Here is a 25,117-nt window from a genome sequence, read left to right on the forward strand (position 1 = left end):
TGTATAATTTAATACATATTAAATTGAATTAATGGAGGTTTTATTTATGGATAGATTAATTTTTGGTATTTCTGGTTTGCCTATTGGTGAAGGTAGCACTAAATTTAATTACAAATCTGGTATAGAATATTTAAATAGCATAGGATTAAATGCTATGGAATTGCCCTTTGTAAGATCTGTTAATGTTACTGATAAAAATAAAGAAGGTATACTTGAAGAAAAAAATAATAACAATTTTTATTTATCTGCCCATGGATCTTATTTTATAAATCTAAATGCAGATGAAATAGAAAAGCAAGAGAAATCCATAGAAAGAATAATTCAAGGGGTTCACGGATTAAAAAAAGTTGAAGGAAGAAGTTTGATATTTCATCCTGGATTTTATCTTAAAGATTCCAAAGAAGAAGCATTCCAAACTATTTTGAATAACTTAAAAAAATTGCCAGACTTAGGGGTGAATTATAGATTAGAAACCACAGGAAAAGGAACTCAATTTGGTTCCTTAGAAGAGAATGTAGCACTATGCAAAGAAGTATCAACCTGCAAATTGTGTATAGACTTTTCTCATATACATGCCAGATATAATGGTGGATTAAAAGAATATAAAGATTTTTATAATATATTAAGTTATGTTGAAAAGAATTTAGGACGATCCGCTTTAGATGATATGCATATACATATTTCTGGAATACATTACAGTGAAAAAGGTGAACGAAATCATCTTCCACTTGAAGAAAGTGATTTTAACTATATTGCTTGCCTTAAAGCTTTCAAAGACTTTGATATTAAAGGTTGTGTAATTTGTGAAAGCCCTATACTTGAAAGGGATGCTCTTCTTCTTAAAAATTCGTATTACGAACTTTAAGGAAAGTGTTCTACACACTTTCCTTATTTAATACTTATCTTCTCTATTTTACCACCGTTAGTATCACATAGATATATATCATCTACATATATATCTATTCCATTTGGCTCATTTAGTCCTTTTTTTATTATTTCTACTTTTTCATTTATGATATCCACTTTTATTATCCTATTATTATAAGTATCTGCTATATATAATATATTATTTTTATACTTTAAATCTAATGGATGCTGAAGCATAGTATTTTCAAAATTTCCAATTTTATTTCCAAAATAAAATAATCCTTTTCCTATAAGGGTATGCACTTTATGTTCTTCTAAATCTGCATATCTTATAGAACTCGTCTCTGAATCTATAAAATATAATCTATTTTTCCCATCATAACTTAAAGCAGAAGTTTGAGCTAATAAACATTTATCAAAACTTCCATCTCTTATATTTTCTCCTCCAGTACCTATATGACTTTCTATACTATTATCCTTCATATTATATTTCCAGATTTGATGATTTCCTGCCATAGCTATATATATATATTCTTCCACAATTTCTAAATCCCATGGAGAATTTAAGCTTACATTTAAAGCATCTCCCCTTGCCATAGGACTATATTCTTTTTCACCATTACCTGCTATAGTCTTAACCATCTCTTTCTCTAAATCACATTCTCTTATAGTATGATTTTCTGTATCTGCAACATAAATTTTATTTTTTATAAATCTTATTCCTTCTGGCGCTTTAAATTCTGCTTCCTTAAAATTTCCATCCTTTAATCCATATTTACTATTACCTATTATTTTGATCTCATCTAATTTTTCATCTAATATGATTATTCTATTTTTCCCTTTTTCGGAAAAAGCTATTAATCCACTTTCATTTATAGATATTTTAGAAGGGTATATATATCCTTCTCCTTCACATTTATTTTCTACAACTATATTTTTATCTGACCAATTTATCTTATCATCAAAGTATTGTATTGTATCATTTATTATTTCATCTAATAATTCTCTATTTCCTTCTCCTGATACCATGGCAAAAGCATACCCTTCTGGATCTATTAATACAAATGTGGGCCATGAATTTACTGTATAATTATCCCATATGGTTTTGTTTTTATCATTTACCACAGGATGATTTATGCCATATTTCTTCATAGCATTTAATACAGCTTTACTGTTTTTTTCATATTTAAATTTAGGTGAATGCACACCTATAACTTGCAACTTATTACCATATTTTCTTTCTAAGTATTCTAGATCTTCTATTACATGTATACAATTTATGCAACAAAATGTCCAGAAATCTAAAAGTATTACTCTATTCTTTAGTTTATCAAGATTTGTCCTTTTTGTACCTAGCCATTCTGTAGTTATCGGGAAATTAGGGGCATGAACTTTAGCATTTTTATATTTTTCATACAGATTACTCATATATTTATAAGGATATTTTAACTATATCCTTATTACCTCCTCTCAAATTTCCTCATTTCTATTAATGTAATATATTTACATTTAAATATATCTTTATATTTTTTAAACTTTATATACTAATAAAACTATATTCTTATCTATGTGTATTTATTTCATATATATAAAATTTTCTTGTATACGTTTTAATTATAATAATCTTGCGACTTTTTTATAAGCATCACAACAATAAATTTAATTTTTTTCACTAAATTTATACAATTATATATATATCAATGTTATGAATACTAAATACATAAATTTATTTTTAATATTTTATATACATATTGTTTAATATATATTATATGCTAATATATTTTTTGTATAATTTATATATGATATTATAATAAATACAAATATTTTTATTTAAAAATTAAATTAACTTGTTATGCTAATTAAATTATTATACTAAGGAGATTAAAATGAAAATAGGTTATGCTTGTATCCCTATGACCATAGATGCTAAGAATTCCAGAAGTTTTATGCTGAAAAATTTTTCTTATGAAAATTTTTATAGAGCAAGTAAATTAAATTTACAGGATCTTTATACTATATTAAATTATAATATTTCTAAAGATATTTACATGTTTAGAATAAGCTCTGATATTATTCCTTTTGGTAGTCATACTATAAATAATATAAAATGGTGGAATTTATTTAAGGAATATTTTTATAGCTGTGGCAATTTTATTAAAGAAAATAATATAAGGGTATCTATGCACCCTGGCCAATATACAGTATTAAATTCTCCTTCAGAAGATGTAATGAAAAAGAGTATCAAAGATATAGAATATCACACAAAATTTTTAGATTCTTTGGAATTAGATTATTCAAATAAAATAGTTCTTCATCTAGGAGGCGTTTATAACAATAAGTTAGATGCCATGAAAAGATTTGAAAAAAATTTCAAATATCTTTCATCTTCTGCAAAAAAAAGATTAATACTAGAAAATGATGAGAGAAATTATCATATTCAAGATATACTTTCTATTTGCAATACACTACAGATCCCTGCTGTTTTTGATAATCTGCATCATAGAGTCAAAATAGGTAAGGACTTTGACGATTTAGAAGAAATAAACCAGATACTAAATTTTGTTAAAGATACTTGGACTAAAGAAGATGGCAATATTAAGGTTCATTATTCTAATCAAGATCCTTATAAAAAACCTGGTGCTCACTCTCAATTTATATTTGCAAATAATTTTTTAACATATTTTAATATTTTGAAGAAATTTAATGCAGATACTATGTTAGAAGTTAAAGATAAGGAAATATCCGCTATTAAATGTATAAACTCCTTAAAAAAGGATCTTAATAACTCATTTATTTATAACGAATTGGAAAAATATAAGTATTCTATTATAGAAAAAAACTACCATATTTATGAGGAATGTAATAAATTAATAAATTCTAATACAGAAAATAAAATTATACAATTGTATGAACTAATAGACAAAGCCTTAATTACTGATTTTGATAAAAAAAATTATAGAAATGCTCTTCTTAATGTTTTTGAATGTATTAAAAATAAAATTAATGAAAAAGAAAAAAACAACTTCTATTCTTTATATAAAATTTTTGAACAAAATTCTAATATACAATGTGGGACAAAAACGAAAAACTTTCTTCATAGACTGTGCAAAAAATATAGTGTGGATTATATTCTAAATTCATATTATTTTATTTATTAAATTTAGTATATAATATTTCTATTATAATTATCTATTATATAAACTTTATAAAAAAACTAAAAATCATCCTATTTAAATCTATAATAATTTTTAAAATTCTTTTAACTATTATAATAATTTATTTTCCTCTATTATACTAGTTCCTTGAAAATACTATACTAACTTTTTGTGCTAGTTAAAGTAGCTCTAGGAATCATATTTTGATAAGCTAAACTTTGAGCCAATCTTACTTACAATTATATTAGTGTTTTAAAAGTTCCGTGAGCTGAATTCAACTAGCACAACAGATTATACTAATATTTTCATATTTAAAAATTTATCTCTTTAAAAAAGTTATTTCAATATAAAAAAATTAACTAGCACAAAAAGTTATTTTAATATTTGTATTATTTTATTTTTTAACACCTTTTCTAATACATTTTTTATATCTTCTTCTCTTATTAATCCTAATTCATCTATAGAATCATTTATATCTAATTTTCCGTTATACATAAGTTCATAAGTTGTAATATCTAAAGCTAATCTTATAGACATCTCATGTCTTATAGATTTCTTTAGCTTTATACTTTTTATAGCTCTACGTATATTCTCCTCTTTAAAATATTCCTTACTGCATATTAATTTTTCTAAAGTTCCATCCATTATATTAATGGTTTTATTTATTTTTTCTTTGGATGTACCTATGTAAAAATTTAGTAATTTTACACCTCTTTCATTTTTAAAATAACTTCCTACATCATAAGCTAATCCATGTTCAGTTCTTATGTTATTAAATAAAATACTGCTTGTACCTTGTGCAAATATCTCATTAAATATCTTGAGAGTTATTATTTCTTTTTTATTTAATTCATGTATATCATAGCTATATATTATTTTAGCACCTTCTATACCATTTTTATGATTAACATATATACTTTCTTTTCTATTGTTATATCCTATTTCTTCTACTTTTTTATAGGATCTTTTAAAATTTCCAAAGAATTTCTTTATGGATTTAACAGCCTCTTGTTCATCTACTGATGTTACTATAGTAATAACACAATTTTTAGGGCTATAATATGCATTATAAAAATCTTTTATATGATTTAAAGTAATATTTTCTATAGTCTTTTCATTTCCTATAATCAATTCTTTTATTCTTCTTTTTTTAAAAGAATTTTTTAACATCTGATCCTCACAAAATTGATAAGGATCCTCTCTCCATTCCTTTAATTCCTCTAATATAATAGATTTTTCTTCCTCAAAATCCTTTGCTTGAAACTTTGGATTTAATAAAATATCACTATAAAAATCTAAAGCTTTTTTTAAATCTTCCTTTAAGAAACTTCCATAATAGACCACATAAGGATAATTAGTCATTGCATTTTCAAATCCAAATATACTATCTGCTAAAATATTGATTTGTTTTTCTGTTCTATTAGATGTACCTTTAGAAACCATATGCTCAACAGCATGGGCTGTGCCAAATGGAAAATCGATTTTTTCTTCTAAGGCTCCTGCATTAAATCCTATACAAATAGAACTTATATCGCTCAAACTTTTTTCATAAATTATTGTTATTCCATTTTTTAATTTAAATTTTTTCATGGTTTACACTTTAATGAGGCTGTCGTATTAAAGAATTTAAGCACAATATATTGTTTTACAAGTTTAAAGTTATCACAATATATTGTAGAATTTGTTCTTAGTGTGATAGCTCCATGTTACCTCTCTTATATTATTTTAAGTTTATTATTAATTTTTATATAATAAATTTATATTTAAAATTATTTTTTATATATTATGGTATGATAAAATACTTTTAAATTATTATACAATAAGTTTATATATACTATAATAACAAAAATAATACTTAAGTTTATTATTAAGAATATAAAAATACCTATTAAAATTATTTCTCATTCAAATATTCTATAGTTCTATAAATTTCATTTCATCTAAATAATGTTATTTATTTGAAGATGTATACTTTAAATTATGTAATTTATGATATAATTTATTATAAAATATCAATTAATATGAAATAGAAGGGATTTTATGATTACTAATAAAAATTTTATACAATTCATAAAATATGCCTCCATAGGAGTCTTAAATGTACTTATAGATTTTTTAATATTAAATTTATTATGGTTTATTACTGGTATATATAGTGGAAATATTAATTATCTATTTAAAGTTATTTCTTTTTCAGCCTACTCTATGAGTGGATATTTTTTAAATAGAAAGTTCACATTTAAATCTAACTCTAGCTCTTATATACAATATGCTTCAGTTATTGGTATAGCTGCCATATTAAATAGCATAATATTATCTAATCTATCTTCTTATAATTTATTAAATGTATCTCAAATTATTTGGTCTAATATATCTGCGCTTATAGCTTCAATGTGTACTGGTATTTTATCTTTTTTAATAAACAAGCTTTTTGTATTTAAAAAAAATTAATATTATTTTCAAATTATTTACATAGATGATATAATAACTAAGAATATTGAAGGAGGAAAATTCATGAAAAAAGCTTTAGTATTTATAGCAGAGGGATTTGAAGAAATCGAAGCTCTTACCGTAGTAGATGTATTAAGGAGAGGCGGTATTGAATGTCATATGTGCAGTATCACCTCTGAAAAAATTATAAAAGGTGCTCATAATATTGATGTTAATGTAGATATAACTTTACAAGAACTTAAAAGCAATGAATATGATGCTTTAGTTATTCCTGGAGGTATGCCTGGTGCAATTAATTTAAGAGATAATTGTACAGTTATAGATTTGGTAACCCAGTTCAATAAAAACAAAAAATTGATAGCTGCCATATGTGCTGGACCCATAGTTTTAAGTAAAGCAAATATAATAAAAGGAAAACAAGTCACTTCTTATCCTGGATTTGAAAAACATTTAAAAGAAGGCATTTATAAAGAAGATCTAATTGTTCAAGATAGTAATATAATAACCAGCAGAGGACCAGCTATAGCAATGAATTTTGCTTTTAAAATACTAGAAAATTTTAAAAAGGATTCTGTTGAATTGATAAAGGAAGATATGCTTTCAAATCTTCTTTAATATTATTTATTTTTCTGTATAATATAAAAATCATAATATGATTTCCTATAAATAAAATGCTTGTATATTATCTTTAAAGTTTTGTTACTTTTAATAAAAAACCATATGCGGCATATTGATAGATTTATCTATTTTTTATGCCCCATATGGTTATGTTTATTTATTAATTATAAAATTTTTTATTTATTAAAACATAAAACTTCACATTTCAATTTAAAATTCATTAGTAAATAACCTAACATCTTATATTATTAAAGATCCCAAAGCTCCCAACAAGTAGTTGATATAGCCACTGCCCCTGCAGATAAAGATTCTATTACATCTTTTTTCTCTTTTATTAATCCACCTGCTATTATAGGAATATTTTTTATTTTAGGTTCCAATTGATTTATTATTTTACTAGCTATTCCTGGCATAACCTCTACTGCCGTAGGCTTATGTTCTAGTATATTTTTTATTCCTGTTTTTAAAGATAGTGAGTCTATTATAAAAATTCTTTGTATTGCATACAATCCAACTTGTGTAGCATGTTTTATATTAGAAGTTTTTGTACTTATTATACCATCCAATTCTACACATTCTTTTAAATATTCTATTCCTGATGAATCTCCTTTTAATCCATCTATCATATCCACATGAACAAAAATTTTCTTTTCTGTTTGCTTTAATTTGTGACAAATACCTTTTATGTTTATAACACTACCAAAAAGTACAAATACTATATTAGCTTTGCTTTCCAATGCCTTTTCTAAGTCTTTTTCATTTCTTACTGCTGCTATTACTGGATTTTCAATGAATACTTCTGTTAAATTCATATATAATGCTCCTTCTTATATTAATTTTAATGTTTAGTCTGTTATGTTATTTATGAAATTGCACTGTGTCCACAAAATCGTTTAATAATAGAGGCATTAAGCTATTTCCTATACCTGCTCTATTTTGAATCTTTATTTTACTTATTTCTATATTTCCCTTATCCTTTGCCTTTGTCTTTATTTTGATTTTTCCTGTACTTTTCTCGTCTATTATAACAGCTAGAATTGCCTTATCCGTATCTTTTAAACTTATGCCTGTAACTCCTGATGCCATTTTGCCCATGGGATTTACAACTTCACTTTTAAATCTTATAGCCATAGCTTTTTGTGTTATTATTAATATATTTTTTTCTTCTTCATTGTTTTTAATAAGTATACTTACTAATTTATCTTCTTTATCTTTGAATTTATAAACTTGAGCTGAATTGCCTTCTATTTTTAGTTCACTCAATAATGTTCTCTTTATAAATCCTTTTTCAGATGCAAAGTATATACTCACATCCTCTTCAAACTTAAATGTAGATATTGCATTTAGGAATTTTATTTTACACCCAATAAGTTCTGAAATATTTATTCCTTGTTTTTTTATACTTTGAATCATAAAAGCTGGTATATAATAAGCTTTGCCTTCATTATCAAATATAACTATAGTTTTAGAGGAATCTGTAAATAAACTTATATGGGCTTTGTCATCTTTCAAATCTGATATACTTACTAATCCATCTTTAGATATATTCACATAAAAACTCTTATATTCATAATCTTCACAAAAATCCACCTGTTTTATAATATCCCCAGGAAGAACATCAAATAATTTATAGCCAATTATATTTCTATCCACTGCCTCTAAACTAGGCTCCTCTATATTAAATCTTAATCCTTTTTGTGTTATTATATTTAGGAATTTTTCCTCTCTGGTTCTATCCACTAAATTAATTTTAACAAGATTTTCTTGTTTTTTAAGCTTTAGAGCCATTATTTTAGTATAATTTGTATTAAATTTATCCAATGTAGTTTTTTTAATATATCCACTATCCGTTATAAATAAAATATCCTTTTGAGCAGTAAAATCTTCTATAGAAAAAGCTTCTATTATAGTTTCAGATAAATCTATAGTCCTTATTATTTCATCTAATTTAACTCCTTTTTCTTTCCACTTAAGCTCTGGTATATTTATAACTTTTATCTGATACATATTTCCTTCTTTAGTAGGTAAGCAAAGAGTATCTTTTGTATTGCACTGTATTAAAAATCTATTGAAGTCTCCTTCTCTATAATCTATATCTTCCACATTAGCGCTAGATCTATTATAGGATTTAAGAGATATTCTTTTTATAAATCCTTCATTGGATAGAGTCACAACCACATCTTCTTCTACTATTATTTCTTCTATATCTATTTTTGCTTTTTCGTCGTCTTCTATTATAGATGTCCTTCTCTTATCATTATAGGTTTCTTTAACCTCGGTTAATTCTTTCTTTATAACCTTTAAAAGTTCCTTTTCACTATTTAATATTTTTTTTAGTTTATTTATTAATTTTTCTAATTCCTTATATTCTTTTTCAAAAGCTACTATTTCAAGACCTGTTAATTTATATAGCATAAGCTCTAATATAGCCTCTGCTTGAATATCAGTAAAAGAGAATTTTTCCATTAGATTTTCTCTAGCATTTTTTTTAGATTTTGATTCTCTTATGGTTTTTATGATTTCATCCATTATTCCTATAGCTTTTATAAACCCTTCTACTATATGAAATCTTTTTTCTGCTATTTTTAATTCTGTGTTAGTCTTTCTTGTGACCACTTCTTTTTGATGTTCCACATAGTATTTTAACATAGATTTTAGTCCTAAAGTTTTTGGTTTTCCATCTGCTAAAGCCACCATATTAAAAGATATGTTACTTTGCAAATCTGTCTTTTTATATAGGTATTTCAAAGTCTTTTCTACTAAATCCTCTGTGGCCATTTTTTTAAATTCTATTACAGCTCTTATTCCATTTCTATCAGATTCATCCCTTATATCTGTAATATTTTCTAAGGCTTTAGAGTGTTTTTTATCCGCTGTCATCTCTGATATAAATTGAAGAAGTTTGGCTTTGTTTTTTCTAAAAGGAAATTCAGTAATTACAATAGCTAACTTGCCATTTTCTAATTTTTCTATTTTAGTTTTAGCTCTTAAAGTTACTCTTCCCTCTCCTGTTTCATAGGCAGATAGCATAGAATTTTTGCCTATTATTACTCCTCCTGTTGGAAGATCTGGTCCCTTTATGTAATTTAATAATTCCTTAGTAGTTATTTCATTATTATCTATGTAAGCTAAAGTTCCATCTATAACTTCTCCTAAATTATGAGGTGGTATATTAGTAGCTAATCCTACAGCTATTCCAAAAGCTCCATTTACAAGTATATTAGGAAATTTAGCTGGTAATACTTCTGGCTCCTTTTCTGAATTTGAATAGTTATCTACCATATTAACTACATCTTTATCTATATCTTTTATTATTTCCATAGCAATAGGAGTAAGTCTTGCTTCTGTATAACGCATAGCTGCTGCACTATCACCATCTTGACTTCCCCAGTTTCCATGTCCATCTATAAGAGGCATTCTTGTTGTGAAATTTTGTGCCAATATTACCATGGCATCATAAACAGAGGAATCTCCATGAGGATGATATTTACCTAAGATATCACCTACTATTCTGGCAGATTTATAATAAGGCTTATCAGGAAAGGCTCTTAACATATATGAACCGTAAACTATTCTTCTTTGTACGGGTTTTAATCCATCCCTAACATCCGGCAACGCTCTTTCTTTTGCTACTTCTACTGCATAAGGCAAATAATTTTCTGGCATAGCTTCTTCTAATGGAAACGCTATTATATTATTATCTTTAGGTATTACTACTTTTTTAGCCATACAAAATCCTCCCTGTACTTCTATATTTATTTACATGGCAAAGGCTAAATATATAAATTATTTAGCCCTTATATCTAAAATTCTGCATATTTATATAAATAATTTTTTCGTGGTTCTACTACGTCCCCCATAAGTAAAGATACCATTTTTTCAGCCTTTGCTGCATCTTCTATTGTTATTCTTTGAAGAGTTCTTGTTTCAGGATTTAATGTAGTTTCCCATAATTGTTCTGGATTCATTTCTCCTAGACCTTTATATCTTTGAATTAAATATCCTTTGCCAATTTTCTTTTTAGCTTTTTCTAGCTCTTCATCATTATAGCAATACATTGACCTTTCACCTTTTTTATCTTTCTTATAAACTTTATATAAAGGTGGCATAGCTATATAAAGGTGTCCATTGGCCACTAATGGTTTCATATATCTATATATATATGTCATCCATAAAGTCCTAATATGATATCCATCTACATCTGCATCACTTAATATTATTATTTTATTATATTTTAAATCATCATCCTTATAATTTTCTAATACACCTGTTCCTATAGCAGTATTAAATATTTTTAACTCTTCACTACCTAATACGTTTTCTATCTTTTGTTTTTCAGTATTCATAATCTTACCCTTAGAAGGCATTATACTTTGGAATCTTCTGTCTCTTGCTTGTTTTGCAGAACCTCCTGCTGAATCTCCTTCCACTACTATAAATTCTGTAGTATTTGAATCTCTCAGCGTGCAAACAGCTATTTTACCTGCTAATGGTGCTAATCCCTTACCTATCTTTTTCTTTTCCGCTTCGTTTATTTTTTTTATTTTCTCTCTTCTAGCCGCAGCAGCTAAAGCATTATTTATAATTAATGTAGAAGTTTCTTTATTATCCTCTATCCATTCTAAAAATTTAGTATAAGCTAAATCATTCATCATGGTATAGGCTTCATTGTTTCCAAGTTTAGTTTTTGTTTGCCCTTCAAATACAGGATTACTTATTTTAATTCTAACTATAACTGTAATTCCCTCTCTAAGATCAGATCCATCAAATTCTTTATCTTTTTCTTTTATTAAATTTAGTTTCTTAGCTCCTTCTTTAAAAGCTCTAGTCATACCTGTTTTAAAGCCTGTTTCATGTGTACCAGCCTCTGTAGTTGGGATGTTATTAACATAACTGGCTATGTTTTCTGTTGATGAATCTGTAAATTGAAAACATATTTCCCCTTCCATTTTTAAATTATTTATTTCCTTTTCTCCCTCAAATAATACTGCAGGATTATGTATTGGGGTTTTACTCTCATTTAAATAATCTATAAAATCTAAAAGTCCTCTTTCAGAATGGTACTCCTTTATTTCAGGTTCATCTTTTCTATTGTCTATTAGTTTTAATCTTATTCCTTTATTTTGAAATGCTAATTCTTGCAATCTTTCATCTATAACATCAAATTTAAAATCTACAGTTGAAAATACTTCTTTATCTGGTTTAAAAGTGACTTTTGTACCAGTTTTATCTGTAGTCCCTATAACTTTAAGTTTTGTTACAGGTGTTCCTGGCATTTTCTTATTAACCTTTTTATCTAAAGCATACTCAAATCTTTGTTTATATATGTTGCTATTTTGATAAACTTCAACTTCTGTCCATTCTGATAAAGCATTAACTACTGATGCTCCTACACCATGAAGACCTCCTGAAGTTTTATATATTGAATTATTAAACTTTCCTCCGGTATGTAGTTCTGTAAAAACCATCTCCACACCAGACTTCTTTTTAATGGGATGTATCCCTGTAGGAATACCTCTTCCATTATCTATAACTGTAACACTTTTATCTTCATTTAATATAACCTCTGCCGTATCTCCATATCCATTTGAAATTTCATCAATTGCATTATCTAGTATCTCCCAAATGCAATGATGAAGTCCCTTGGTTCCTGTGGACCCTATATACATTCCTGGTCTCACTCTTACAGGCTCTAATTTTTCCAAAGAGGTCAACTTGGTAACATCATAATCTTCTATGTTATCTACTCTTTCCTCCATTTTTATCCTCCAAATCTATGCATACTATTATATAAAATTTGATTATTTTTATATAATTATACTTTTACATTTTATTCCATGTGTTTCATTACTGTTTATTATACATTAAAAAACTTACTTATTGTAGTTTTCATAATATGTAAATAAAACATTAACTTTAATTTATCCAATCTCATACTGATTATAACAAAGAATTATTCTTAAAACAAATGTTCTTATTTTTCAGGTCTAAAAAATAATATGCTGATAAAATATCTGCATATTAAAGTAGTATATATAATTACTCTAGTTATTATATATTAAAAAACAAAAATTTTAAATATTACATCTATAATTAAATGAAATTATTTATGTGTTTCATTCATTAGAGCACAATTTATTCTTATTAAATATATTAAGGCATTTTCATTTATTTTTCCTTTTAATTTATATTCTTGGAGTAACCTTTCTGCTGTATCTAAGGCTTTATCTTCTTTTACATTATTCGGCTCTAGCTTATAATTTTTTTCTACATCCCTTACAGAATCTCCTATAGCTCTTAATATAATTTTTATATTTTCTCTATTTTTAGTGTCTTCACCATTGCTATCTATTATTATATCAGAAAGTCCATAATAATTTTCCATATGATTTTCATTTTTACTTCTAATTAAATATAAAAAATAACCTATGGCTATTATCAGTATAGCCATTAATATATATTGAGCTACTACATATTTCAAATTATTCACACTCCCTTAATAATCCTCTTATTATCTTTATATGCTGTATATTTTTTTTGGATAGATATTATTTATAAATTTGATATATTACATTTATTTGTTGTATACTTAATATGAAAAAATTTTAAAATTTCTATATAAATTTTAAAATTAAATATATTTTAGTTAAGGGAGGAATATTCTATGAATCCATTTGTAGGAGTCGGTATTGCCCTTATTGTTGGTGTGCTTTTTGGCAAAATAATGAATCAATTCAAGATACCATCAGTAGCGGGCTATATCATAGCTGGCCTGGTGCTTGGAGTGTCGGGTTTAAACTTAGAAAACAATATTATGATTGAAAAATTATCCTTTATAGGAGATTTTGCTTTAGGAATTATAGCTTTTAATATAGGTAGTGAATTAGAAATATCTGTTATAAAAAAATTGGGTAAGCCTATTTTTATAATTGCATTTTTTGAGGCTACTTTAGCCTTTGCCGCAGTTACCATGATTACACTAGTATTAGGAGAAAAAATATATACTGCTCTAATACTAGGCGCCGTAGCCTCTGCAACAGCTCCAGCGGCCACAGTAATGGTACTTAAAGAACTGAAGGCTAAAGGTCCTTTAACAACTACTTTACTTGGTGTAGTGGCTGTAGATGATGCTATATGCCTTATGATATATTCTATAGCTTCTTCTTTAGCAAAAGTTTTTATTGCAAATAAACCTATTAGTGCTTACTCTATAATAGTTCCACCCCTTTTAGAAATATTCTTTTCTCTTTTAGCGGGTTTTGTTTTAGGTTCAATTTTAATTTATATAATCAATAAATGTTCTAGAGATTCAGAAATTCAGACATTAACATTGGGCGCAATTGTAATACTTACAGGAATATGTATAAAATTTAATTTATCTTCTCTTTTAGCTTCTATGTGTTTAGGTATAACTGTTGCAAATTTATCTTCCCATAGCAATGAAATTTTTGCTACTATAGAAAATTTTGGTTCTCCTATTATAACAGCATTCTTTGTATTAGCTGGTGCTAGATTAGATATAAAAATGATACCTAAAATAGGTATACTAGGTATGTGTTATCTTATATTTAGAATGATAGGAAAAATATCAGGAGCTTCCTTAGGAGCTATAATTTCTAAAGCACCTAAAACAGTAAAAAAATACATAGGCTACGGTCTATTTTCACAAATAGGAGTAGCTGTAGGTTTAGCTATTATAGTAAGTAGAGAGTTTAAAGGAACTGGACTTGACACAAAAGTTTTAACCATACTTTTAGCAACTACAATTATTACAGAAATAATAGGACCATTATCTACAAAAACTGCTATAATAAAAGCTAAAGAAGCAAATATATAAAGGAGGCTTTTTATGTACGCTCTTTTTTTAATACTTAATGATACAAAGAAATTACATGAAATAAACGAAATATTTTATGAAGAAAATTGTGGAGCTACTAATATGAATAGTAGAGGTCTTGGTAAAATTTTATTAGAAAACAATCTAGAGGTACCTGTTTTTGCTGGTCTAAGAAAGCTTATAGAAGGGGATGTGCCTTATAGTAAAACAATAATCAGTGTAATAAATTCTGAAGAAAAGAAAAATACAATAACAAAACGAATACGAAAAACTTTAGATATAGATACTAAGCCTGGAATAGGTTTTATGTTTATAGTTCCAGTAATAGAATGCTTTGGATGTAAAACTGATTCTCATCAGTAACATAATAAAGTATATTAATGCCTTACGCCATAAAGTTTAACTTTATACAAACCCGGTATTTATTTAATACATCTTTATACTAAGGTGATATATGAAAATTTTACTTTTATATATCATCTTTTATTTTTTTACATTGTTACTTTATTGTTACAAATGACAAAATATATATATGTATAATATAATATATATAATAAAGGAACAAATTGTTGTAAAAACAATTAATATTATAAAAATTTTGTTGAAAGGGAGCGATCACATTGAGAGGAAGATCTCAATCTAGACTAGTTTTTTTACTAGCTGTTACGGTTATTTTATTTGTATTTAGTTATATTAACATAAATAGATTAAATACCTATAAAAATAAAAATGAAAATCTAAATAACAACTTAAAAATTTTGCAAGATGAAAACTCAAAATTAAGTTCACAAAAACAGCAATTGGACAAAAAGTATAAGGAAATAAAAAATAAAGTTTCTAATTTAAAAGGAGTTTAATAAAAACGAGGGGTTAGTTATGAGAAATTGTAGAAATAATATTTATGGTCAAAAAAAACATCATGATTTAAGAAACACCGTTACAATATGTTTATTACTTCTTTCAGTAATAAGCACTTTTATAACTGGTGGAAGATTTTTAAAAGTAAAAGTTCAAAATAGTATGCTAGCAAAAAAAATTAATTCTATGTCTTCTGAGAATAAGAATATAAAAGATGGAAATATCAAACTTATGTCTGATATAGATAAAGAAAATGAAGCATACAAAGAAAAGATGAAAAATGTAAAGATAGCATATTTAACATTTGATGATGGTCCATCTAGACACACTGAAGATATTTTAAAAATATTAAGAGAAAATGACGTTAAGGCTACGTTCTTTGTTAATGGACATCCTGGTTTAAAAGAAGCATATAAAGCCATTGTAAAAGATGGAAATGTCATAGCCAATCATACTTATAGCCATGACTATAAAAAAGTTTATATGTCTCCTGAAAACTTTGAAAAAGATGTAAAAAAATTAGACAAGTATATTGAAGAAGCTATTGGTCAAAAGCCAAACCATATACTTAGATATCCTGGCGGTTCTAATAACACAGTAAGCTATAATTATGGTGGTCGTGGTGTAATGAAAGAAATAATATCTCACATGAATAAATTAGGATATACGCATTTTGATTGGAATGTAGATTCTACTGATGCTTCAGCTTTCTGCCAAAAAGAAGATAAAATTATACATTCTGTTTTAACTGAAAGTAAAGGTCAGCATAAAATTGTAATATTAATGCATGATACTGATCCTAAAGTTACAACTGTACAAGCTTTACCTACAGTTATAAAAGGATTAAAAGAACAAGGATTTATATTTGATGTAATAACTAAAGATACACCACAGATAAGTTTCACAAAATAAGGAGAGTGCATAGCACTTTCCTTATTTTTAATATTTTCATTTGTAAATTTATTATACTGTTACATTTCTTATCCATTTATTTGATCTAAGTCTTCTCAATCCTATTACAAACTTACTCATCTCTTCTGCAGTAGATAGAGCTACCACCCAATATACTGGCAATTTAAAAACAAATGCACCTAATAAAGCTAATGGTACCCCTATACACCACATGGTAAAGGCTTCTATAAATAGAGGGGTTTTAGCATCCCCTCCTCCTCTTAAAATCCCTACTATTAATGTTATATTAAATACTCTAACTATCATTACTAATGCTGTTATATATAATATTTTTAAAGAATCTTGTATTACTTCTTGGGATACAGTAAATATAGATAATATAACATTGGCACTAAGGGCTATTATGATACCTAATATAAGTCCTGCCATTACCCCCAATACTGCAAATCTTTTAGCATATAATTTACCTTTTTTTTCATCAGATGCTCCTATTTCATGGCCTATCATCACTGTAGAAGCATTAGCTAACCCAAAGCTTATTACCATAAATAAATTCTGTACTGTAGTACATATTTGAACTGAAGCTATAGCTCTAGTTCCTATTCTTCCATATACTGCTGAATATACTGTCATACCTAAACCCCAGCAAACTTCATTTAAAACTACTGGTATTATGGTTCTTATACATTTTGTAAAAAACACTTTATCATCACTTATCATTTCTCTTGGCTTAACTGCTAAAACTGTTTTTTTATGATAAACATATATTATTGTAGCTGAACTTTCTATAATTCTTGCTATTAGTGTAGCTATTGCAGCTCCCTTTACGCCCATTGGTTTAAAGCCAAAATTTCCAAATATAAAAGTATAGTTTAAAGCAGTATTCACTAAAAGAGCCATCATACTTATTAACATAGGTACTGTTGCCTTTTCTATACATCTTAATCCAATGCCATAATTGAATGTTATAGCTGTAAATATATAACTTATACTAACTATTACTAAATAATCTGCTCCAAGTTTTACTACATTTGCATCCTTATTATAGAATAATATTATTTTGTGTGGCATACTTAAAGCTATAGCAGTAAAAATTATAGATATTAAGAAACTTATTATTAACCCTATACCTAATATTTTTTTTATACTCTTTTTATCTCTTTTTCCCCAAAATTGAGATATAAAAATACTGCATCCAGATGTAAAACCTGTAATAAATAAACTAAACAGTAGAAAATACTGATTTGCAATACCTACAGCAGCGATCTCTGCTTCTCCCACTTTTCCTATCATCATAGTATCTACCATGTTTAAAGAGGATGCTATGAAACTTTGTATAACTACTGGTAATGCTATTTTTAAAAGTTTGCTGTAAAATACTTTGTCCCCAAATAAATTTTTACTGTTAACCATAAACTATACACTCCCATAAATTATTATATTTTTTGTTTATATATTGCTAAATCATTTAAAACATAATAAAACCACCTTGAAGTTTTTTCAAAGTGGTTAACACTCTCCTATAAAACTATCTATTCTATATCTTTATAAATTATGTTATTTAATATATAAATTTTTTATATTATATTCTATCATATATCTAACATAAAACTATAAAATAAATAATATTATATTCTATCATAATCATATATTAAATTTTAAAACTTATGTAAATATAAGTATAATTGTTTTATAAAATTTTAAAATGTATCATGAAAAATTATACTACGAAATTTTTTGTTTTTTATAATTACATAAATTAATTCTAAATAATTTCATACTGAGCGCTTCCAAATTAAGTTTATAATAATAAATCCAATTTTCTACTATATCCATTCCTACAGCATTATCTTTAGTTACTGTACAAACTTCTCCACCTTCTTTATGAACTTTATATATTCCTTTCTGGTTATTTCCTGAAAAATATATATTATCAGCGGTACAAATTATGCCTCTTGAGCAATCTTTTTCACATATTTTTTTTCTTCCTAATCCATCTATATTTATTCTATATAAATAGGTTTGATTATTATCCATATCCTTTGCATAAAAAATATAATTATTATCTATTACAGCATTTACACAACTATCTTTATTTAGTTTTTCTTCATAGTCTCCATCCAGTGTTATTCTATATAAATTATTACCTAATTCTTCATTAATATAATATATCCATCCATGCTTAATCTTCATAAAAATTCTGCTAGAGTAATTATTTATTTTTTTCACATCTTGTCCATCTAATCTTATTCTATATATAGAGTAATTATCATCTACATTTAAATAGTAAAGAAAAGGACCTTGTATTATAACATTTTTACCTTTTATATTAAGACTTGTTTTATTAGATCCATCTTTTTTTATTCTGTATATTTTGTAATTATCTTTACTAAATGATCCTATGTATTCTGAATAAAATATATAGTTATCTGAAAAGGCTATAGAGTCCACAGTAGCATCTGTTAAACGTACTCTAGAATTTCCATCTTTTTTTATTCTATATAGATAATTTTCTTCATTTGTTCCTACATTGTTTATATAGTATATCCATTGATCATTTATCCAAATACTACTTGCAAAATCATCACAAAGCTTTATATCTATGGATCCATCAATGTTAACCTTTCTTATTGATCCATGTGGATTACAATCCATATATGTATAAATTTTTTCATTGCTAGTATAATAGATCCAGTTATCTTCTCTCACTACTCTTGTACCATTATTTTGTATTATACCCTTGTTTAAACAAAACTTTATATTGTTTAATTGTTTAAAAGCCTTTCCACTTGTAGAATATATAGAATCTTTAAACTCTAATATGTACTCATTATTAATACACTTCTCATCTGTTTTTATCCTTATATTAAGTATATTTTTTTGTACTACTTTTATATTAAAATTCACTTTTTTCCCATGTGTATCTGTTATAACTATATTGTTTGAGTGTATGGATTTATCATCTATTTCCTCATTAAATTTCAAATTCAAATCTACATATTTATCTTCCATAATTTAAAATTACACTCCCTTATATTTATTTCATAATTTAATACATATTATCATTAGTTATTTCAGTTTAAATAACTAATGTATATACTATTAATTATACACATTATTTCTATATTACTCTATTAAAAGAAGTAATTTATTATTTTTAAAAAAATAATAAAAAGCAGTGCATGCTCAATATTTATATAGAAATGATTTTGATAACTATTTTTCAACTATACAACATTCTGTCTGGAGGACAGCTATCCTATATAAAATATTAAACTATGCACTGTTTTATGCTTTATGTGTAATTATAAACTATTAACTTGTTTTAACAATATGTTACTTTTTAAACTATATTAATTTTTTTGCAAAATTTTTGCACTCTTCTAAAGTTGAGTCATCTGGTTCTCCTTGATGTATTAAGCTTTCAACCTTTATTTCTGCATCATAACTCTCCATTCTTTCTTCCCAATCTCTCATCCACTGGCCATCTCCCCAGCCATAGGATCCAAATAATCCTACCTTTTTACCTTTAACTATATTTCTTATGGAATCTACAAAAGGTTCCATCTCTCCTTCTTCTAATACCTCATCTCCCATAGATGGACAACCTAATATTAATACTTCTGCTTCCTCTACATCTTTTGTAGTAGCATCAGATACAGATAATAGTTTTACTTCTGCTTCAGATTCTAATCCACCTTTAATAGCTTCAGCCATTCTTTCTGTATTTCCTGTACCGCTCCAATAAATTATATTTACCTTTGCCATTATATCACTCCCTCGTTCATCGAAAAAGATTTTCATTTACAATTAATATTATATATCATTTTCTTTTTTTGTCAATATATATTCTAAAATAAATCCATAGAAATTAGATAAAATTTATAGGTGTATTGTATTATATACACCTATTTTATATACTACTTTATATAAGCACCGCAAATATAATCTTAATATCTTACACATTATTCTAAGATCTTGTTCATAATTTAAAATTAATATAAAAAACACTATTAAATTTTATTGAAACCCAATAATATTGGTAGTGTTTTTTTATATTAGTATAACTTTTTATTTTAATTAATTGTTAAATACCATTGTCATTATGCATTTTTTCCTAGTCTGTCTCTTTTCTTTACTATTATAGCCTTTAAACGCCACCTGCTTCTAAGGATCTACCCCTAAATGATTTTGCTTTACTCTCTTTTTCATATTGTTGAGCTTCTATAGCCTTATCTTTTTCTTTTAAGGCCACTCTTACATATATTATTCCTGTAATAGATGCTATTAAATCTGAAATTGGGTAAGCAATCCAAGCTCCCATAATATTAAATTTATTAACCAATATAAACAATAAAGGTATAAATATTATCATTTGTCTGTACACAGATAATATAAGAGCTGTTTTGGCTTTACCCATAGATTGATAATAATATATTGACACATAATATATTCCTATAGTTGGGAATATAGATATTATTATTCTAAATGCTTTCACCGTTTCACCTAAAAGACTTTTATCCTTTAAAAATATTCCTATTATAGGATTTGCAAATACCATCATTGCTGCCCATAATATTAACGTCGCTCCTGTTACAGCTACTATGGTTTTTATAACTACTTCTTTTACTCGAATCAAATCTTTTGCTCCATAATTGAAGGCTGCTATAGGTTGCATTGCCGAACTTATACCTATAACTGTTATAAATAAGAACATAGATATTTTAGTGGTTACCCCTACTATAATTAATGCCTTATCGCCTCCATAAATAGAAAGTATATTATTCAATATTACAGCCACTACAGCATCAGATATTTCTATAATAAAAGTTGCAAATCCTACTGCTAAAATTGGCTTTAATATATCTAGTTTAATTTTAAAACTAAAATTAAAATTTAATCCTACTTTTTTCTTAACCTTATTAAATGTGTATACAGTATACACTAATGCTACTATTTGTGAAACTACAGTAGCTACAGCTGCTCCTGCTATACCAAAGTTTAAATGCATAACTAGAAAGTAATCTATTATAATATTTAATATAGCTCCTACTGAAGTAGCTTTTAAAGTTATATTAGTGTATCCTAAAGAAGTCATTATATAACAAATAACTAAAGTTAAAGATTGAAATAATCCACCAATTACTACTATAGAAATGTATTCCTCTGCATAAGGATAAATGACTTGACTAGCCCCTAATAATCCTGTTATCATTTGCTTTTTAAAAAGTGACATTAGAAAGGTTAAAATCACCATTATAATTATAGTAATATTTATAGCATTTAATATTACTGATTTTAAACTTTTATAATCTTTCTTACCTAAACTTCTAGCTACAGCAGTAGATGCACCTACTGCTATCATCATCCCAAGTGAAGACATAAGTCTTTGTACTGGAAAGGCTATAGTTAATGCCCCTATAGCTTTAGGCCCTATAGCTAAGCCCACGAAAAATGTATCTACCATATTATATAATTCCATAACTAATAAAGAAATCATAGCTGGAACTGCAAATTTTAATAAAGCTTTTTCTACCTTTTCTCTTGAAAATAAATTATAGTCAATTCCCATGTTAAGCACCTCGTTCTAATAGTTTTTGTATTTTTCGGTAACATTTTTGCACTCATTTTTTTATCCACTCCCTAATTTTAAAATTATAATCTTATATAAATTAACCATATTATTTATACATATTAAAAAATATTTTATTTATTAATGTATTTATTTTTATTATTTCATCAATGAAAATACCATTTACTTACACCGTATTAAAATAATAGTTAATTGCTATGGACTGTATTTTTAAAAATTTATTATAGATATAATTAAAAATTTATTTTTCAATTATATCTATATTAATATTATATTCTTTTAAATACATATTTTCATTCACTATGCTAAGGACTATAAGGTATATTAAGGACTAGGTTTTATTACAGTTGTTGGTAATAAACAAAAAACACCTTATTTAAGGTGCTTTTGTACTTTTTGTGTATATTTTTATTAAATTTAACCTATATTTTAAAGGAAGTAATATTAAAAAAGTATTTTTGTACTTTTCAAACATAAAATTTGTACATTTTTAAGATTATAAACTTATACTCTCTGAAGTATAAACAAAAATGCTCCATATCCTTCTATTTTAGAAACTATATTATATACAGGAGATTTTTTAGCAAAGCCTAATTTTATATTAGGTACAGAACTTTTAATTAACAAATCTCTCTCGTATTCATCTATTCTCTTTGGTTTTCCCATAGCTAGCCAATTATTATATGAAGATCCCTTTCCCTCATCTATTTTATAAGTAATTATTTTATAATTATAAGGTAATCCTGCTATATTTATAGAAAATTTCTTTTCCGCTGTTTCTTTTAGCCCTCTTCTTTTATATAAATCATCTAGGGAAATTAAACACTCTAATTCCTCACTGTAAGAATAAACAAGAATTTGAATATCATCATCCTCTTTGGTAATTATATATCCATCCCCCTTGTCTATTACCTCATTGCCCAATTTAGATAAAAGATAATAAGCATAATAAGATGGTTTCTTTATTCCTTGCCGATTTATTATTCCTGATCCACCATAAAACAGTTCGTTATTTATGTATTCTCCTCCATATATTTCATCAAAAGTAGTCAAGAATATTACATTTGATTCTTTATTTAAATATTGATTTAACATATATGGAACCATATATGCAGTATCATAAATATTGTTTACTTCGTTATAATCTAAGTACCAATTTATAAATTCTATATCCTCATATTTTTTAAAAAGCTTTCTAAGATACTTTTATTTTCATCAGTAGAATTTTTTAAATAAAATCTCCATTTTTTTATTTCTTTATCTCCAAAAAAATCTGTAAAATAATCTATGAAATCCTTAAAAAGTGCAAAAAAGAATTCTGATTCATATTTACAAAAGTCTATTAGTATAGCAGGTTTTAAATCTAAATCATATATAAATTCAAATACTTGCCTTATTTCATACCAATTAAAAAATCGATCTTTTTCTGTAGAAAAAACATTCATATCCTTTGAAAATACATTTTGTATAATTGCATATTCACATTTCACATATTTTTGAAATTCTTCTATAAGCTTACTATGATTACCTTTTAATATTTCCTTAGCACTACCTAAATTAATAATATCATGCCAATTTTCATCTAGTTCTTCTGTATCCTTAGACAAATCCACATGAATTTTAATAATTTTCCCCTCATAATTAAATCTTGGATAATCCTCTAAATAATACATTAAATACTCATAGGCATCCTTTAATTTTAATTTTTCATATGATTTTAATTTTTCATATGTTTCTTCATCTACTTTATACTTTTTTCTATATTGCATTGGAGTACATTTGTAATGTTTTTTAAAATGCTTATTAAAATATCTTGTATGAGAAAAGCCTAATTCTTCTGATATTTCAGATATGGTTTTTTCTGTATCTAAAAGTAATTTTATAGCTTCCTCTACTCTAGTTAAATTTACAAAGTCATTAAAACTATAACCTACTTTATTTTTCATTTCATTAGATAAATAATGAGAACTTAGAAACTCTAATCTAGCTATATCTTGAATACTTATTTTATTATTATAATTAGAATATATATATTTTATTATTCTATCGTATCTTTCAAATTGTACCTCATTTTCTTTTAATTCTTCTTCATCATATATCAAATAGTGAAAATTATTTATGAGATGATATAAAAGATCTACTAAAATTTCCTCTACTACCTCCTCATAATTATCACCTTTTTGAGCTATTTCACAAAGTAATGTGGAAAGGTATTTTCTTAATATATCATACTTTTCATGCTTTTGAGCCTCTGGAACAGAAAAATCTGTATAAAAAAACATATTTTCTATATCATAATATTTATTGAAAAAACTAGTATCTATCTGAAATATGAGAACTTTATTGTTATTAGTTATACTTTTTATGCTGTGAGCCTCTTCTGGATTTATTATTCCTATTTCCTGCTTGTTTACTCTATGAGTTTCTGTTTCTATTGTTATTTTTATGCTGCCTTCCAAAACATATATGATCTCCATAGCATTGTGCCAATGAATTGGACTTTTCTTTATGTCTTGCATAGAAACTTTTATAGGTAAATCATTGGTATACTCTATAAACTCCCTTGGCATAAACTTCCTCCTATCAGTTATTAACTGTGTTTATTATACCATATTTCAAGTAAATTATTACTTAAATGTACGCTTACCTACAGTGTATAAAAAAAAGATATGGGCCTGTAAAAATAACTAAACTATTTTACTTTAGTTAGGCAATTTCAAAAGCTAAATTACCTATTGAGACTATATTATACTTATTATGATATATTATCCATATAATATGAAAACACTTGCCCAATTTTATATGATGAATTTTTAAAATCTCTAA

The 25,117-nt window shown here is 25.9% G+C and carries 18 protein-coding genes and 1 pseudogene; 8 read left to right on the forward strand and 11 right to left on the reverse strand.

Annotated features, from left to right (window positions below):
• The first annotated feature begins 46 nt into the window (after positions 1–46).
• Entirely contained in the window at positions 47–865 is an 819-nt protein-coding gene (locus tag NGI68_RS05905; protein WP_251860563.1) for a TIM barrel protein, read from the forward strand.
• A gap of 23 nt (positions 866–888) precedes the next feature.
• On the opposite strand, the gene NGI68_RS05910 is transcribed toward NGI68_RS05905, so the two are convergent.
• Positions 889–2,295 (reverse strand): thioredoxin-like domain-containing protein, encoded by a 1,407-nt coding sequence (locus NGI68_RS05910; RefSeq protein WP_251860564.1) that lies wholly within the window; start codon positions 2,293–2,295, stop codon positions 889–891.
• A gap of 458 nt (positions 2,296–2,753) precedes the next feature.
• Between NGI68_RS05910 and uvsE the strand changes: the two genes are divergently transcribed.
• A complete protein-coding gene (gene uvsE, locus NGI68_RS05915; protein WP_251860565.1) occupies positions 2,754–4,025 on the forward strand; it encodes a UV DNA damage repair endonuclease UvsE in 1,272 nt (423 codons plus the stop codon).
• A gap of 369 nt (positions 4,026–4,394) precedes the next feature.
• On the opposite strand, the gene NGI68_RS05920 is transcribed toward uvsE, so the two are convergent.
• A complete protein-coding gene (locus tag NGI68_RS05920; RefSeq protein WP_251860566.1) occupies positions 4,395–5,612 on the reverse strand; it encodes a M16 family metallopeptidase in 1,218 nt (405 codons plus the stop codon).
• 450 nt (positions 5,613–6,062) lie between these two features.
• Between NGI68_RS05920 and NGI68_RS05925 the strand changes: the two genes are divergently transcribed.
• Together NGI68_RS05925 and NGI68_RS05930 are read left to right on the forward strand one after the other, a co-directional pair.
• Positions 6,063–6,473 carry a GtrA family protein gene (locus NGI68_RS05925; protein ID WP_251860567.1) on the forward strand — a complete coding sequence of 137 codons (411 nt, stop codon included), beginning with the start codon at positions 6,063–6,065 and terminating at the stop codon, positions 6,471–6,473.
• Between the two features lie 63 nt (positions 6,474–6,536).
• Entirely contained in the window at positions 6,537–7,088 is a 552-nt protein-coding gene (locus NGI68_RS05930) for a DJ-1 family glyoxalase III (protein WP_251860568.1), read from the forward strand.
• A 251-nt stretch (positions 7,089–7,339) separates the two neighbouring features.
• Here the strand turns inward: NGI68_RS05930 and NGI68_RS05935 are convergent, their stop codons facing one another.
• The 4 genes from NGI68_RS05935 to NGI68_RS05950 all read right to left on the reverse strand — a co-directional run bounded on the left by NGI68_RS05935 (position 7,340) and on the right by NGI68_RS05950 (position 13,572).
• Positions 7,340–7,903: a glycerol-3-phosphate responsive antiterminator gene (locus NGI68_RS05935; RefSeq protein WP_251860569.1), complete on the reverse strand. Its 564-nt coding sequence runs from the start codon at positions 7,901–7,903 to the stop codon at positions 7,340–7,342.
• Between the two features lie 46 nt (positions 7,904–7,949).
• Positions 7,950–10,820, reverse strand: coding sequence for a DNA topoisomerase IV subunit A (locus NGI68_RS05940; protein ID WP_251860570.1), 2,871 nt, complete (start codon positions 10,818–10,820; stop codon positions 7,950–7,952).
• A 74-nt stretch (positions 10,821–10,894) separates the two neighbouring features.
• Positions 10,895–12,850, reverse strand: a complete 1,956-nt coding sequence (locus NGI68_RS05945; protein WP_251860571.1) for a DNA gyrase/topoisomerase IV subunit B — start codon at positions 12,848–12,850, stop codon at positions 10,895–10,897.
• A 344-nt stretch (positions 12,851–13,194) separates the two neighbouring features.
• Entirely contained in the window at positions 13,195–13,572 is a 378-nt protein-coding gene (locus NGI68_RS05950) for a hypothetical protein (RefSeq protein WP_251860572.1), read from the reverse strand.
• A 183-nt stretch (positions 13,573–13,755) separates the two neighbouring features.
• On the opposite strand from NGI68_RS05950, the gene NGI68_RS05955 reads away from it, so the two are divergent.
• From NGI68_RS05955 to NGI68_RS05970, 4 genes are all read left to right on the forward strand, one after another.
• Positions 13,756–14,928: a cation:proton antiporter gene (locus NGI68_RS05955; RefSeq protein ID WP_251860573.1), complete on the forward strand. Its 1,173-nt coding sequence runs from the start codon at positions 13,756–13,758 to the stop codon at positions 14,926–14,928.
• Positions 14,929–14,940: 12 nt separating this feature from the next.
• On the forward strand, positions 14,941–15,291 hold the full coding sequence (locus NGI68_RS05960; protein WP_251860574.1) for a hypothetical protein: 351 nt from the start codon (positions 14,941–14,943) through the stop codon (positions 15,289–15,291).
• Between the two features lie 257 nt (positions 15,292–15,548).
• Positions 15,549–15,785: a hypothetical protein gene (locus NGI68_RS05965; protein WP_251860575.1), complete on the forward strand. Its 237-nt coding sequence runs from the start codon at positions 15,549–15,551 to the stop codon at positions 15,783–15,785.
• Positions 15,786–15,804: 19 nt separating this feature from the next.
• On the forward strand, positions 15,805–16,698 hold the full coding sequence (locus NGI68_RS05970; RefSeq protein WP_251860576.1) for a polysaccharide deacetylase family protein: 894 nt from the start codon (positions 15,805–15,807) through the stop codon (positions 16,696–16,698).
• A 51-nt stretch (positions 16,699–16,749) separates the two neighbouring features.
• On the opposite strand, the gene NGI68_RS05975 is transcribed toward NGI68_RS05970, so the two are convergent.
• The 5 genes and pseudogenes from NGI68_RS05975 to NGI68_RS06000 all read right to left on the reverse strand — a co-directional run bounded on the left by NGI68_RS05975 (position 16,750) and on the right by NGI68_RS06000 (position 24,861).
• Complete coding sequence (locus tag NGI68_RS05975; RefSeq protein ID WP_251860577.1) at positions 16,750–18,111, reverse strand: MATE family efflux transporter; 1,362 nt, start codon at positions 18,109–18,111, stop codon at positions 16,750–16,752.
• Between the two features lie 312 nt (positions 18,112–18,423).
• Positions 18,424–19,710 (reverse strand): DUF5050 domain-containing protein, encoded by a 1,287-nt coding sequence (locus NGI68_RS05980; protein WP_251860578.1) that lies wholly within the window; start codon positions 19,708–19,710, stop codon positions 18,424–18,426.
• A 336-nt stretch (positions 19,711–20,046) separates the two neighbouring features.
• A complete protein-coding gene (locus NGI68_RS05985; RefSeq protein ID WP_251860579.1) occupies positions 20,047–20,466 on the reverse strand; it encodes a flavodoxin in 420 nt (139 codons plus the stop codon).
• Between the two features lie 382 nt (positions 20,467–20,848).
• Entirely contained in the window at positions 20,849–22,270 is a 1,422-nt protein-coding gene (locus NGI68_RS05990; RefSeq protein ID WP_251860580.1) for an MATE family efflux transporter, read from the reverse strand.
• A 525-nt stretch (positions 22,271–22,795) separates the two neighbouring features.
• Positions 22,796–24,861, reverse strand: a pseudogene (locus tag NGI68_RS06000) (helix-turn-helix domain-containing protein).
• Between the last annotated feature and the right edge of the window lie 256 nt (positions 24,862–25,117).

Origin of the sequence: Clostridium sp. Marseille-Q2269, from assembly GCF_943736985.1 — a bacterium.
Lineage (GTDB): Bacteria > Bacillota > Clostridia > Clostridiales > Clostridiaceae > Clostridium_F.

Excerpts from the sequence above, each read along its gene's own strand:
- NGI68_RS05905 (WP_251860563.1), top strand. The coding sequence starts at position 47 with ATGGATAGATTAATTTTTGGTATTTCTGGTTTGCCTATTGGTGAAGGT.
- NGI68_RS05910 (WP_251860564.1), bottom strand. The coding sequence starts at position 2,295 with ATGAGTAATCTGTATGAAAAATATAAAAATGCTAAAGTTCATGCCCCT.
- uvsE (WP_251860565.1), top strand. The coding sequence starts at position 2,754 with ATGAAAATAGGTTATGCTTGTATCCCTATGACCATAGATGCTAAGAAT.
- NGI68_RS05920 (WP_251860566.1), bottom strand. The coding sequence starts at position 5,612 with ATGAAAAAATTTAAATTAAAAAATGGAATAACAATAATTTATGAAAAA.
- NGI68_RS05925 (WP_251860567.1), top strand. The coding sequence starts at position 6,063 with ATGATTACTAATAAAAATTTTATACAATTCATAAAATATGCCTCCATA.
- NGI68_RS05930 (WP_251860568.1), top strand. The coding sequence starts at position 6,537 with ATGAAAAAAGCTTTAGTATTTATAGCAGAGGGATTTGAAGAAATCGAA.
- NGI68_RS05935 (WP_251860569.1), bottom strand. The coding sequence starts at position 7,903 with ATGAATTTAACAGAAGTATTCATTGAAAATCCAGTAATAGCAGCAGTA.
- NGI68_RS05940 (WP_251860570.1), bottom strand. The coding sequence starts at position 10,820 with ATGGCTAAAAAAGTAGTAATACCTAAAGATAATAATATAATAGCGTTT.
- NGI68_RS05945 (WP_251860571.1), bottom strand. The coding sequence starts at position 12,850 with ATGGAGGAAAGAGTAGATAACATAGAAGATTATGATGTTACCAAGTTG.
- NGI68_RS05955 (WP_251860573.1), top strand. The coding sequence starts at position 13,756 with ATGAATCCATTTGTAGGAGTCGGTATTGCCCTTATTGTTGGTGTGCTT.
- NGI68_RS05960 (WP_251860574.1), top strand. The coding sequence starts at position 14,941 with ATGTACGCTCTTTTTTTAATACTTAATGATACAAAGAAATTACATGAA.
- NGI68_RS05970 (WP_251860576.1), top strand. The coding sequence starts at position 15,805 with ATGAGAAATTGTAGAAATAATATTTATGGTCAAAAAAAACATCATGAT.
- NGI68_RS05975 (WP_251860577.1), bottom strand. The coding sequence starts at position 18,111 with ATGGTTAACAGTAAAAATTTATTTGGGGACAAAGTATTTTACAGCAAA.
- NGI68_RS05980 (WP_251860578.1), bottom strand. The coding sequence starts at position 19,710 with ATGGAAGATAAATATGTAGATTTGAATTTGAAATTTAATGAGGAAATA.
- NGI68_RS05985 (WP_251860579.1), bottom strand. The coding sequence starts at position 20,466 with ATGGCAAAGGTAAATATAATTTATTGGAGCGGTACAGGAAATACAGAA.
- NGI68_RS05990 (WP_251860580.1), bottom strand. The coding sequence starts at position 22,270 with ATGGGAATTGACTATAATTTATTTTCAAGAGAAAAGGTAGAAAAAGCT.